14 protein-coding genes are annotated in these 12,319 nt (G+C 71.9%); 7 read left to right on the forward strand and 7 right to left on the reverse strand.

All coding sequences use genetic code 11. From position 1 onward, the window contains the following. Positions 1 to 385 (reverse strand): peptide-methionine (S)-S-oxide reductase MsrA (msrA, locus tag ACWEVN_RS40845; protein ID WP_452054866.1); only part of this gene is annotated, 385 nt, incomplete at its 3' end. Positions 386 to 525: 140 nt separating this feature from the next. Between msrA and ACWEVN_RS40850 the strand changes: the two genes are divergently transcribed. Then, positions 526 to 906 (forward strand): STAS domain-containing protein, encoded by a 381-nt coding sequence (locus ACWEVN_RS40850; protein WP_449684242.1) that lies wholly within the window; start codon positions 526 to 528, stop codon positions 904 to 906. 99 nt (positions 907 to 1,005) lie between these two features. Next, positions 1,006 to 1,737: a 2OG-Fe dioxygenase family protein gene (locus tag ACWEVN_RS40855; RefSeq protein ID WP_452054867.1), complete on the forward strand. Its 732-nt coding sequence runs from the start codon at positions 1,006 to 1,008 to the stop codon at positions 1,735 to 1,737. Between the two features lie 7 nt (positions 1,738 to 1,744). Here the strand turns inward: ACWEVN_RS40855 and ACWEVN_RS40860 are convergent, their stop codons facing one another. Continuing rightward, positions 1,745 to 2,050 (reverse strand): hypothetical protein, encoded by a 306-nt coding sequence (locus ACWEVN_RS40860; RefSeq protein WP_452054868.1) that lies wholly within the window; start codon positions 2,048 to 2,050, stop codon positions 1,745 to 1,747. 123 nt (positions 2,051 to 2,173) lie between these two features. Between ACWEVN_RS40860 and ACWEVN_RS40865 the strand changes: the two genes are divergently transcribed. Both ACWEVN_RS40865 and ACWEVN_RS40870 read left to right on the forward strand, forming a co-directional pair. Further along, on the forward strand, positions 2,174 to 3,085 hold the full coding sequence (locus ACWEVN_RS40865) for a hypothetical protein (protein WP_449684239.1): 912 nt from the start codon (positions 2,174 to 2,176) through the stop codon (positions 3,083 to 3,085). Between the two features lie 61 nt (positions 3,086 to 3,146). Further along, positions 3,147 to 3,584 carry a L,D-transpeptidase gene (locus ACWEVN_RS40870; RefSeq protein ID WP_310971484.1) on the forward strand — a complete coding sequence of 146 codons (438 nt, stop codon included), beginning with the start codon at positions 3,147 to 3,149 and terminating at the stop codon, positions 3,582 to 3,584. Here the strand turns inward: ACWEVN_RS40870 and ACWEVN_RS40875 are convergent. Together ACWEVN_RS40875 and ACWEVN_RS40880 are read right to left on the reverse strand one after the other, a co-directional pair. After that, positions 3,539 to 3,988 (reverse strand): hypothetical protein, encoded by a 450-nt coding sequence (locus ACWEVN_RS40875; protein WP_452054869.1) that lies wholly within the window; start codon positions 3,986 to 3,988, stop codon positions 3,539 to 3,541. The two genes, ACWEVN_RS40870 and ACWEVN_RS40875, sit on opposite strands and share 46 nt — an antisense overlap. Next, positions 3,985 to 4,422 (reverse strand): hypothetical protein, encoded by a 438-nt coding sequence (locus ACWEVN_RS40880; RefSeq protein WP_452054870.1) that lies wholly within the window; start codon positions 4,420 to 4,422, stop codon positions 3,985 to 3,987. Before ACWEVN_RS40880 ends, ACWEVN_RS40875 begins: the two co-directional genes overlap by 4 nt. 105 nt (positions 4,423 to 4,527) lie before the next feature. On the opposite strand from ACWEVN_RS40880, the gene ACWEVN_RS40885 reads away from it, so the two are divergent. Next, positions 4,528 to 5,889: an NAD-dependent succinate-semialdehyde dehydrogenase gene (locus ACWEVN_RS40885; protein WP_452054871.1), complete on the forward strand. Its 1,362-nt coding sequence runs from the start codon at positions 4,528 to 4,530 to the stop codon at positions 5,887 to 5,889. Between the two features lie 31 nt (positions 5,890 to 5,920). Here ACWEVN_RS40885 and ACWEVN_RS40890 read toward each other — a convergent pair whose 3' ends face one another. Beyond that, complete coding sequence (locus tag ACWEVN_RS40890) at positions 5,921 to 8,707, reverse strand: tetratricopeptide repeat protein (RefSeq protein ID WP_452054872.1); 2,787 nt, start codon at positions 8,705 to 8,707, stop codon at positions 5,921 to 5,923. A 415-nt stretch (positions 8,708 to 9,122) separates the two neighbouring features. Here ACWEVN_RS40890 and ACWEVN_RS40895 point away from each other — a divergent pair, with 415 nt between their 5' ends. Beyond that, positions 9,123 to 9,494: a DUF742 domain-containing protein gene (locus ACWEVN_RS40895; RefSeq protein ID WP_449684232.1), complete on the forward strand. Its 372-nt coding sequence runs from the start codon at positions 9,123 to 9,125 to the stop codon at positions 9,492 to 9,494. Between the two features lie 39 nt (positions 9,495 to 9,533). Next, complete coding sequence (locus ACWEVN_RS40900; protein ID WP_452054873.1) at positions 9,534 to 10,394, forward strand: SDR family NAD(P)-dependent oxidoreductase; 861 nt, start codon at positions 9,534 to 9,536, stop codon at positions 10,392 to 10,394. On the opposite strand, the gene ACWEVN_RS40905 is transcribed toward ACWEVN_RS40900, so the two are convergent. Both ACWEVN_RS40905 and ACWEVN_RS40910 read right to left on the reverse strand, forming a co-directional pair. Then, a complete protein-coding gene (locus tag ACWEVN_RS40905; protein ID WP_452054874.1) occupies positions 10,391 to 11,959 on the reverse strand; it encodes a WXG100 family type VII secretion target in 1,569 nt (522 codons plus the stop codon). The two genes, ACWEVN_RS40900 and ACWEVN_RS40905, sit on opposite strands and share 4 nt — an antisense overlap. Then, positions 11,959 to 12,319: hypothetical protein (locus tag ACWEVN_RS40910; protein WP_452054875.1), on the reverse strand; the 361-nt coding region annotated here is incomplete at its 5' end. The genes ACWEVN_RS40910 and ACWEVN_RS40905, both read right to left, overlap by 1 nt.

Genomic DNA, 12,319 nt, shown 5'->3' on the forward strand with positions numbered 1-12,319 from the left:
CCTCGGTGACGACCTTGCCCGGCCACAGCCCGGAGGCGTCGACGTCGGCGATCGTGTCCTCGGCGACCCGCTTCTGCTCGTCGTTCTCGAAGAAGATCGCCGAACGGTAGCTCAGGCCGATGTCGTTGCCCTGGCGGTTCTTCGTCGTCGGGTCGTGCACCTGGAAGAAGAACTCGAGCAGGTCGCGGAACGTGGTCCGCGCGGGGTCGTAGATCACCTCGATGGCCTCGGCGTGCGTGCCGTGGTTGCGGTAGGTGGCGTTCGGGACGTCGCCGCCGCTGTAACCGACCCGGGTCGAGATCACCCCGGGCTGACGGCGGAACAGCTCCTGCATGCCCCAGAAGCAGCCGCCGGCCAGGACGGCCCTTTCGGTTGACGTGGTCACGGCGTCACTCCTTCTCCTCGTGCGGTGCTACCGCCCGTTACAACTGCCCCGGACCTCCCATGATTCCACGCGGGTATTACGGAAGCCTGACGTCCCGTGCGACCATGGGGGGCGGGACGGGATGGCTCCCGGGAGGCGCGATGCGCGACGAGGAAGTCGCCTCGGAACGCTCCGGCGGCGTGCTGGTCGTCGAGATGTGCGGCGAGCCGGGGATCCGGACGGTGCTGACCTGGGCGTCGGTGCTCGAGACCGCGCTCTGCGAGCTGCCGAGCCCCCGGTTCCTGGTGCTCGACCTCGGCCCGCTGGGGTTCTTGACCGCCCGCGGGGTCCGTGGGCTGCTGAGCGTGTTCGAGGTGTGCCGGAAACGCGAGATCTCCGGCTGCCTGATCGTCTCGCCCGGGGGTGACGTCGAACGCGTGGTCCGGCTCACCGGGCTGGCCGGCCAGGTCCCGGTGTTCCCGCACCGGCTGCTCGCGGTCGCCCGCTACCAGCCGGCGGAGATGCGCTGGCTGCTGTGCTGAGCGTCAGCCGAGGCCGTAGGTCTGCGGGTGGTCCACGGTGCAGACGAGGGCGTCCCGCCGGACGTGGCCGCCCTCCGGGGCGATCAGCGGGCTGGCCGTGTGCAGGAACCGGGTGTCCTCGTCCCGGGCGAAGACCTGCGGCTGAACCGGAAGCGGCTCGACACCGACGGCTACGTGGTCGTGTCCGACGAAGAGCTCGGCCTGCCCGGCCCGCGCCTGCGCGAGCACCTCCTGCGCACGTACTTCACCCCGGACGTCCTGCGCTGCTACCCCGGCGACATCCCCGCCGACCGGGAGCAGGCCCGGGACGTCGTCGAGTACGCCTGGTACGGCGAGACGCCGGTGCTGGCCGAACACCCCGAGATCGCCATCGAGGACCGCGGCGGCCGCCCCGAGCGGCGCGAGTACGCCCGGACGCCGGTGGCGCACGACCCCCTGTTCGCGGCCTGGATCCGCGCCGTGCTCGGGCTCGTACCGGAAAGCCGGCGCCGGGCGCGGGGGACGTTCGGCGTCAACCTCTTCCGGACGTTCACCACCGTCGTCACGCGACCGCACGCCGACGGCGAGGAGTTCGTCTTCGTCTACGTCGTGGACCGCGCCGGCACCGGTGCCGAGACGCCGCTCTTCCGCCCCGAAGCCCCGGACACGGCGGTGCACTCGCAGCGGTTGGAGCCGGGGCAGCTCATCGTGTCAGTCCGGTGGCCGATCCGCCGGCGAGATGATCGGCCACCGGCTCGGTTTGCCGAGTCTCAGCGTCCCTATGGCACGGCGCGCCGGCCGGCTGAGCCCGCGGAAGCGGATCTCAGCCGACTCGCCGCACGCGTGATGTGACGCCGAGTCACTCACCGCGCATCGAGCGGCGGATCTCGGCCAGCCTGTCCTTGGCGGCCTGGTCGCGATCGGCGATCTGCTTGTCGAGGGTCTCGGCCGTGTTCTCGGTCCCGAGGCCGGCGACGTCGACCGAGCCGAGTGACGTGGTGTACCGGTTCTCGATCTTGTCGCGGACGAAGTCGAAGCTGGGCACGCCACCTTCGCTGTAGTCCGCCTCCGGCAGTGGCGGCGACGGGATCGCCAGCGCCTCGGTGGGGGTGTCGTCGACGATTTCGCCCTCGACCACGTTCGGGTCGCCGTCGGGTTTGCTCATCTCCCGACTTTAGCGCCGGTGTGGGCACTCCGGCCGTGACCAGTGGGTAATTCGGCCGTGGGCCCGGCCGGCGCGGTGGGGAATTCTCGGGCGTGCACAGCCGGTGTCCGGAGGGAGCAGACCATGAGTGCCGGGGCCTACCGCGCCGAAACCGCGGAAATGGGAGCGGTCGTACGGGCGGTCGAAGACGTCGGGTCGTCCTTCCTGTCGGCCACCCGCGACCTGGAAGGCCTGGTGCTGGACGCGTTGTCCTTCGCCGGGATCGGCAGCGGTGTCGCGGCCGCCAACACGGCGCTGCACTCCACGCTGGGCAGCGCGCTGCAGAAGCTGCTGAGCCTGTTGGTCAACGTGAACCAGAACGTCCAGAAGGCCGCGGACGGCTACCGCGCGGCCGACTCCGACGTCGCCCAGGCCTACGGCGGCGGCGGTGGGCAGGGCGGGGGCGGCGCCGCAGCAGCCGCGGCACCGCAGCAGCTCGACCCGCGGGTCGTCGACTCGATCATGCGGTCCGAAGGCGCGACCGGGGAGCAAGGCGGCGTGCCCGAGGCGTACGGCTTCCGGCAGAACATGCACAACGGCTACGACCGGATCATCGCCGCGCGCGAGCAGTACGGGATCGGCAGCGCCGAGGAACGCGCCGTCGTCGCCGACCTGATGACCGCGAACGCGCGGACCGCCGGCGCGCTCAACTTCACCGACCCCGGCACCCAGGCCGCGATCATGTCCGGGGCGCACATGCGCGGCGCCGGCGGGGTGCGCGCGATCCTCAACCACATGGCGGGCGAGGACATCGTGCGCAGCTCGCGCACCCTGAGCGACGCGACGATCCAGCACGTCCAGGGGCTGACGCCCGAGCAGTTCCAGCAGGAGTTCCGCGACGCCCGCGTCGAGTACGACCGCCAGGTCTACGGCGGGACGACGACCACCCAGGGCGGGCACACGCAGAACTGGTGGGACCGCTACGGCAACGGCCTGACCCGCCGCTACGACCGGGAGCAGGCCGAATTCCTCGGGCTTTCGCAGCCGCCGAACTGATTCGAAGATCGCCCGAGTGGGCACTCTCGTTGGGTAGCCGAACGACAACGGGAGGCACACGATGAACCGGAGGATGATCGCACTTCTGGGCGGGGTCGCCGCGATGGCGGGGACCGTGGCGTTCGCGGGAACGGCCGAAGCGGCGTCGACGCCGTGCAGTGCCGAAGCGAAGGCCTGCGTCCAGCGCAGTTCGAATACCGCGTGGCTGACCGACGGCGCCGGGAACGTCACCTACGGCGGCGTCCCGATCACCGTGGGGCTGCCGAAGTACCCGACCCCGGTGGGGAAGTTCCACGTGCAGTACAAGGACATCGACCACTACAGCAAGCAGTACAACGGGCCGATGCCGTACTCGGTGTTCTTCACCACCACCGGGGTCGCGTTCCACCAGGGCAGCCTGAAGGTCAAGTCCCACGGGTGCGTGCACCTTTCGCACGCGGCCGCGGTGAAGTTCTACACCTCGCTGCACCCGGGTGACGTCGTCGAGGTCGTGCCCTGATCCGTCCGGTGTGGACGGTCGAGGAGCGCGCCGGTGACGGCGCCGAACACCAGGTGGTCCAGGATCTGCGGCCCGCGTGGCAAGGCCCGCACGGCGGGGTAGGCGCGGGCCGCGATCCCGAGATCGAGTGCGGCGATGGCGAGTCCCGCGATCGCACCGCCGCCGGCCCCGAGCCGGTGGCGGCGCGCGATCGTGGCGAGCACGCGGGTCCAGGCCGCGGAGACGGCGAGGTGAGCGATCAGCCCGGCGGCGACGCCAGGCCGGTCGCGCCGTCCGGGGAGCAGGGTGCCGGCCGCTCTGGTGGCGGCCAGGACGTCGGTGCCGGTGAGGAGCGCGTGGGTGGTCGACGGTAGCCCGCTGACCACCGCGGCGATGGCGCCGGCGTGGGCCGGTCTCACCGTCATCCCGCCAGGTAAGCCGCCACCCGGATCCGCAGGCCTCGGACGCGGGGGAGCGCGATGGTGAACGCCCGCGCCGGCCGGTAGCCGGGCCACGGATCGCCGTGCGTGCAGGGTCCGGCGAAGTAGACGAAGCCGTCTTCGTCGTCGTAGCGGCCGGGTGACCAGATGGCCGCGTCACCCGCGCGACGGTCCGGACAGGTCGCCCGGGCGATCCAATAGTCGTCCTTCTTCATGACGCGGCGCAGCTGCGCCGCGAACCCTGGCAGTTCGGCCTCCGGCAGGCCGAGGCCGCGCCCGCTCCACACCCGCGGCGCGCGTTCCGGCGTGCGGGCGGGGCAGCCGAAGGTCACCGCGGCGTCGGCGTAGTGCCGGGTCCAACGAGCGGTTTTCGGGGCCGGTGCGGCGAAAGCGGGTCCGCCGGTGAGTTCCAGCGTCATGGGGGAACGATAGTCGATCAAGCGGCCAGGGGTACCGCCGCGCGGGTGCCGATCATCCCACACATAGTGTATACAGTATCCAGTAGCCTGGCGAAGGAGGCCGCTTTGTACACAGTCACCAACCCGGCGACGGGCGAGCTGGTCGACGAGATCCCGAACGCGGCCGACGAGGAGGTCCGCGCCGCGATCGACCGGGTCCACCGCGGGTACGCGGCCTGGCGGGCCCGGCCGGTCGCCGAGCGGGCGGCGGTCGTGCTGCGCGCGGCGGAGCTGTTCGCCGAACGCGCGGACGAGCTCGCCGCGATCATGACCCTGGAGATGGGCAAGCGGATCAACGAAGGCCGCGGCGAGGTCGGCGTCGTGGCGGACATCTTCCGGTACTACGGCGAGCGCGGCCCGGACCTGCTGGCGGACGAGCCCCTGCCGATCCGCGGCGGCCGGGCGGTGCTGACGAAGGAGCCGATCGGGGCGCTCCTGGGCGTGATGCCGTGGAACTTCCCGTGCTACCAGGTCGCCCGGTTCGTGGCGCCGAACCTGGTGCTGGGCAACACGATCCTGCTGAAGCACGCGTCGATCTGCCCGCGGTCGGCGGTCGCGATCGAGGCGGTGCTGCGGGACGCCGGCGTGCCCGCGGACGCGTACGTGAACGTCTTCGCGTCGAGCCGCCAGGTCCCGTGGATGCTCGCGGACCCGCGCCTGGCCGGGGTGTCGCTCACGGGCAGTGAGCAGGCGGGCATCGCGGTGGCGGCCGAAGCCGGGCGCAACCTCAAGAAGTGCGTCCTCGAGTTGGGCGGCTCCGACCCCCTGATCGTCCTGGACACCGACGACCTGGACGAAACGGTCAGAACCACGGCCACGGCCCGGATGCGCAACTGCGGCCAGTCGTGCAACGCGCCGAAGCGCATCATCGTGCTGGGCGAGCTGTACGAGGAGTTCGCCGACCGGTTCGCCAAGCGCGTGACGGAGTATTACGTCCCGGGCGACCCGGCGGACCCGGCAACCACCCTGCCACCCCTGGCATCGGCGTCGGCCGCCGACGAGGTGGCGGCCCAGATCGAGACGGCAATCGCCGAGGGAGCAACGCTACGCGCGGGCGGCCACCGAATCCCGGGCCCGGGAGCGTATGTGGAGGCAACGGTCCTGACGGAGGTGGCCCCACAGATGGCGGCGTACCACGAGGAGATCTTCGGCCCGGTGGCGCTGCTGTTCCGCGCATCGACGGAGGAAGAGGCGGTGGCCCTGGCGAACGACACACCGTTCGGTTTGGGGGCGAGCGTGTTCGCCACCGACCGCGAGCGAGCGGCCCGCGTCGCCCGCGGGATCGAGGCGGGAATGGTGTACGTGAACAAGTCGGGCGGCTCGGAGGCGGACCTGCCGTTCGGGGGGATCAAACGGTCGGGGCTGGGGCGGGAGCTGGGGGTGTTGGGGATTGAAGAGTTCATGAACAAGAAGCCCATCCGCCTCTGAGTCCTACTTCTTGATCGACTGCATGCAGACCTCAGCCGGAGATCAACTCGTCGAGCAGAGCGCGCACTTCCTCGGCCTCCGGTGCGCGCAACTCCGTGTACGCCACCAAAGCCGCTTGAAGATGTGACAGCGCCTCGACGTCGTTCCCGGCCGCTCGGTGGGCGACCCCCAGCCCGTGCTGGGCGAATGCTCGCTCACGAAGGTGGCCGGTCCGGCGGGCCAGCGCCAACGCCTTCTCGTACAACGCGATCGCCTCGGGGCCCGTCTTCGTCGCCGCCAGGTCGTTCAAGGCCGTCACCTCGAGATTCGTGATGCCGCCGACCCGGGCGAACTCCAGCGCGCGGCGGAAGTGGTCGTCGGCTTCCCTTGGACGGCCCAGGCCCGCGTACGCGCTTCCCAGCGCCGACAGCACCGGGCCGCCCAGGCCCGGCGAGCCGAGGTCCTCCGCGATGCGGCCGCTCTGGTGCAGGTACTCCACCGCCTTCAGGTGGTTGCCGCACCAGCGGTGGTGCTCGCCGATGTTGCACAGCGCGATGCCCTCCAGCAGCGCGTGGCCCGTCCGGCGCGCCGCCGCGAGGGCCAGGTCGTACTGCTTGCGGGCGTCCGGGCGGTGGCCGCGGATGTCGTCGATCGTCGCGATGCTGTTGCGGGTCATGCTCTCCAGGAGGTCGTTCCGCTGCGCCAACGCCAGGGACAGGGCCTGCTCGAGGTGCTCGGCGGCCGCGTCGAACCGGCCGAGGAGGATCAGCGTCATGCCGACGGCGTGGTTCGCGAAACCCCGTTCCCGCGTGCCGGGGCTCGTCAGCGCCAGCGCGGTCGTGTGGAGCGTCAGCGCTTCGTGGTGGTGGGCCGCGATGTACAGGTAGCGCCAGAGCGTCGCCGACAGATCGATCACGTGCCCGGCCAGGGCCTCCGGGGCGCTGGTGGCCAGTGCCACCAGCGTGGCCCGCTCGGTGTCCAGCCAGGCCCGGGCGGCCTCGCCGGACGCGAAGGTGGGGCGCGGACCGGGCGGCCGCGGCCGCAGGTAGGGCTCGTGCGGGGAGAACAGGTCCATGGCCGCCGACGCCGAGGACAGGTAGTGGTCGAACAACCTGGTCGACGCCGTGAGGCGGATGGCCTCGTCGTCGGTCGTCGTCACGAGCTCGGCCGCGTAGAGCTTGACGAGGTCGTGCATCCGGAAGCGGCCCGGCTGGTGCTCCTCCAGGAGGTTGGCCGCGCACAGCACGCGCACCGCCCGGGCGTCCCCGAGCAGCGCCGTCGCGGCCGCGCGGCCGATGTCGCCGGCCGGAAGCAGGCCGAGGAGGCGGAACGCGGCCGCGGCGGCCGGGGAAAGCCAGCGGTAGGAAGCGTCGAACACCGCGCGCAGGCTCGCCGTCAGCTCGCCGGTGTCCAGGGCGTCCAGCCGGCCTTCCCGCAGTTCGGCCGCGAGCGCGGACAGCCGCCGGTCCGGCTGGGCCGCGACGCGCGCGGCGACGATCGCCAGTGCCAAGGCCATTCCGCCGCACTGGGTCAGGATTTCCTGCGCCGCCTCGGGTTCCTCGCCCAACAGGGGCGCGCCCAGCCTGTCCGCGAGCAGCTCCCGCGCCTGGTCTTCGTCGAGGGTGCGCAGCGGCAGCGCGCTCGCGCCGTGCGTGGTGAGCAGGCCGCCGAGCTCGTGCCGGCTGGTGATCACGACCGAGCAGGACGACCCACCCGGCAGCAACGGCGTCACGTGCCCGGTGTCGCGCGCGTTGTCGAGGACCACGAGCAGCCGGCGCCGGGCGGTGAGGCTGCGGTACAGCGCCGCCTGCCCGTCCGGGTCCGGCGGGATCGACGCCGGCGCGACGCCCAGCGCGCCGAGGAACCCGCGGACCGCCCGCTCGGCCGGCACCGGTTCGTGGGCCGGGTCGAAGCCGCGGAGGTCGACGTACAGCTGGCCGTCGGGGTAGCGGCTCGCGTGCTCGGTCGCCCACCGCACGGCCAGCCACGTCTTCCCGAGGCCGCCCGCGCCGGAGATCACCGCCACCGCGCCGTCGCGCGACAGCATCCGGCCGAGCGCCGCCAGTTCGGACGCGCGTCCGGAGAACGACGGCGCCGCGGCCGGGAGCTGCCGGGGCTCCGGGCCGCCGCCGGTGAGGATCCGTTCGTGCAGGCCGCGCAGCCGCGGGCCGGGGTCGGCGCCGAGCTCGTCCGCCAGGCGCGCCCGGACCTCCTCGTACTCCCGCAGCGCGTCGGCCGGACGCCCGTCGAGGAACAGCGCTTCGATCCGCTGGGCCGCCGCCCGTTCGTCGCCGCCGCCGGGAACGGACCGGGCGAGCACGGCGGCGTGGGCCCCGGTGCGCAGCCGGAGGTCGTCGCGGTCCAGGACCGCTGCGTCGCGCTTGCGCTCCAGCTCGCCGCGGACGTCGTCGACCCACGGCGAGTCCAGGTCGCTGAGCGGGGTGCCGCGCCAGAGGGCCAAGGCTTCGTCGTACAGCGCGAGCGCGGCGTGGTCGTCGCCGGTCTGCTTCGCCCGCCGGAGGAGGCTGTCGAACCGGTGGACGTCCACCAGCAGCGGATCGGCCTTCAGGAGGTAGCCGTCGCGTTCGCGCTCGATCGTGACGCCGTCCAGCGCGCTCAACAAGGTTCGCAGCCGTGAGACGTACGCGTACAGCGAGTTCCTCGGGTGCCGCGGTGGCCGCTCGCCCCACACGCGGTCGATGAGCCGGTCGGCCGGGACCGCCCGGCCGGCGTCGAGGAGCAGCACCGCGAGCACGTCACGCTGCCGCGCGGGCCCGATGTCGAGCCGGGTGCCCCCGGCCACGACCTCGACCGCGCCCAGAACCCGCAGTTCCACCACGTTCCGCCCCTCCCTGCCTCAGGCGTAGCGGATCGGCGGCGTCCCGGCAAGGTCTCGCCAAGGTTTTCCCAACGGTCCCCGGGCACCGTGACGGCACGGACGACGAGGGGAGCCCCGATGATTTCCGACGCCTACCTCCGCGCACGCATCGCCGAGGTCAAGCAGGAGTTCGCCGCCGCCTACCGGTGGCGGCGGCAGCTGACGCGCCTGCTGGCCGCGCCCGGGAGGCGCCGGCGGAGTTGTCAGAACCCTGATAATCGGGCTCGATGACCTTCCTCCCTCGGAGTGGTGTCGTTCAACGGCGCGGCTCCGACCTGCAGTTTACCGTCCGTTAGCCTGTTCGGTCGATTGCGGTGGAGTCGATCACGGTGTCGAATAATCGCCTACAAGGATTAATCGCCGTGAGGAGCTGGCTGTGCACTGGGGGACCGCGCTCGAAGACGGAGGAGCGGCGGGGCTCGTTCGTCCGTACTTCCGCACCCACGGCCGGACGCGCCCGACGCGGGACCTCCCCGTCGAGACGCTCGTCTCGACCACCGCGCGCGGGCGGGCCATGACGCGCGGGAGCACGCAGGAAGAGTCGGAGATCTGCGTGCTGTGCCGCACTTCGCAGTCGGTCGCCGAGGTGGCCGCGCGCCGGCGGCTGCCGCTCGGCGTGGCGCGCGTCCTGCTCTCCGACCTGGCGGACCGCGGTCTCGTCGCCGTCCACACCGCGAAGCGCGGCAACGGCAACCGCCCCAGCATGGACCTGATGAAGCGCATCCTGTACGGCCTCAGCCGGCTCTGACCCCGGCCGGTAGCGTTGCCCCGGACGGGGAGGGCGGCGATGCGGGTTCTGGTGACCGGGGGCAACGCGGGGATCGGCTACTTCGCCGCCGAGCAGCTCGCTTCGGCGGGCGCGGAGGTGGTGCTCGGCAGCCGCGACCCGGGCAAGGCGCTGGCCGCGACCGAGTCGATCCGGACGCGGGTCCCCGGCGCGAAGGTGGGCCACGTCCGGCTGGACCTGGCCGACCTGGATTCCCTCGAACCGGACGTGGGCGAGCTGGACGCCGTCCTCTGCAACGCCGGTGTCGCGCTCGACGCGCCCCCGCGGCGGGAAACCCGGGACGGGCACGAGCTGATGTTCGGCACCAACCACCTCGGCCACTTCGCGCTGGTCGCGCGGCTGATGCCGGTGCTGGCCCCGGCCGCGCGGATCGTCACGACGGGCAGTTTCGCGGCGAAGTCGTCCAGCCTCGATTTCTCCGATCTGCAGAGTGAGCGGGACTACCGGCCGAAGCGAGCCTACGAGCGGTCGAAGCTGGCGCAGATGTTGTTCGCGCTGGAGCTCGACCGGCGGCTGCGGGCGGCGGGTGCCCGGCGGATCAGCGTGCTCGCGCACCCCGGCGGCGCGCTCGACTCGCTGACGCCGTCCCGGCCGCCGGTGCACACCCGCACGGCCGGCGCGTGGCTGCGCGGACTGCCGGCCCGGGTGGTGCTGCACGGCAAGGACGCCGGAGCACGACCGGCGGTGCGGGCCGTCCTCGACCCGGACGTCGAGGGCGGGCAGCTGTGGGGTCCGCGCGTGTTCGGCCTGCGCGGCCGGCCGCGGCGGGAACGCCGGTGGGCGAACCTGACCGACGACGCGGCCGCCGCGCGGCTGTGGACGGAAAGCGTGGCGCTGACCGGGCTGGAGCCGCTCGGCTAGCTGTCGTCGTCCCCGCCGGTGACGTTGCCGATGCTGGCGGGCACGCCCTTGATCATGTCGACGACGGTCTTGCCGGCCAGGCCCGACTTGCCGAACCACGGGTCGGTCATCACCTTGATGGCCGACTCGAACTTTTCGGCGCCTTCCTTGCCGAAGAGCTTGCCGAGCTCGTGCACGGAGAAGTTGCTGATCTTGTCGAACTTCTGCATGATCTCGGGCGTCACACCGTCCATTTGGGACAGTTTGGTCTTGATGACGTCGGTCATCTGGTCGGTGAACGGCTTGTGCGGCTTGGGATCCGGGGTGGCCGGGGTGGTGTCCGGCTTCGGATCCGGGGTGGTGTCGGGCTTGGGCTCGGGAGTAGCCGACGCGGGGGCGGGCTCGGGCTTGGGTTCCGGGGTGGCCGACGACGACGAGGGTGCGGGCTCCGGCTTCGGTTCCGGCTTGGGCTCGGGAGTGGTGTCCGGCTTGGGCTCGGGCTTCGGCTCCGGGGTCGCCGAGGAGGGCGCGGGTTCCGGCTTGGGCTCGGGCTTGGGGTCCGGTGTCGTGTCCGGCTTGGGCTCGGGCTTCGGCTCCGGAGCGGCCGAGGAAGGGGTGGTATCGGGCTTGGGCTCCGGCTTGGGCTCGGGTTTGGGGTCCGGTTTCGGCTCGGGCTTCGGCTCCGGCGTTGCCGACGACGGCGTGGTGTCCGGCTTGGGCGCCGGGTCCGGCTTGGGAGCCGGTGCTGCGTCCGGCTTCGGCGTCGGAGTCGGCTTCGGAGTCGGCGTCGGGGTGAGGCTGCTCGTCGGGGGCTTGGCCGCCGCCAGGTCGTCGCCCGCCTTGCCGAGCTTCGTCAGCGCCTGCAGGAGGTCGCCCAGCTTCTTCGCCAGCTGGGCCAGCTTTGCGCCGATCTTGCCCAGGGCCGTGGCCACCGTGCCGATCGTCGTGCCGATGAAGATCGCGATCGACGCCCCGAACGTCACCGGGGCCAGGGCCGCCGCGATCAGGGCGCCCTTGATGATCGTCGCCAGGAGCATGGCGATCAGGTCGCGGAGGATGCCGCGGAACGCGCCGACGATGCCGCCGGCGATCTTCATGTTCTTGCCGGCCTCGTCGAGGTAGCCGCCGAGGGAACCCAGTTGCGCCGTGACCGCGTCCATGTCCTTCTTGAACTGGTCCGCGGCCTGCCCGCTCCACTCCTTCAGCAGCGTGTCGAGCGCCTGCTGGTGGTCGGCCGACCACTGCTCCAGCTTCTTCTTCTCCGCCGTCAGCGCCTCGCTCGCCGCGGCGATGCCGATCGGGTCGCCCATCAGGATGTCCAGCGGCCAGCGCAGGATCGTGATGTGCTCGATGAGCCAGCCGATCCCGGCCGTCAGCAGGCTGCCGATCGGGTCCAGCACCAGCCCGATGGTCTCCAGCGCCATGCCGGCCGAGCCGATGCCGATCGCGACCTTGTCGTGCTCCTTGACGGCCTTGTCCAGGCCGATCGCCGCCTCGAAGAAGCCCGCGCCGGCCGACGCGTTGTCGCTGTTGAACAGTTCCGAACCGTGGAGGCTGACGTCCTTGCTCTGGTAGTCGTCGCCCACTATCCGAACCTCACGATCGAGTTCACGGCGTCTTCTTCGCCCGACTGGTAGCGCTTCGCGGCCTCGGTGACCTTGTCGGCGAACTCGCCGATCGTCTTGGCGTACTCCCCGAACTGGTGGTGCGCCTTGTCGGTCCAGGTGCTCGCGCCGGCCGCCATCAGCTGGCACGCCGGGTTGATGCCGAACATGCCGGGGTCGCACACCATGCCGCCGACGAGGTCCGCCGTGCTCTGCAGGTTCTTCTGCAGCTCGTCGAGGTGCTTGCCGAAGTTCGCCAGCGGGTCCGCCGAGACGCGGAAGCCGCCGCCGGTCACCAGGGGTTCGATTCGTCGTCGGAACGGTCGTCGGCCGCGGGACGGC

Source organism: Amycolatopsis sp. NPDC003861 (assembly GCF_053605405.1).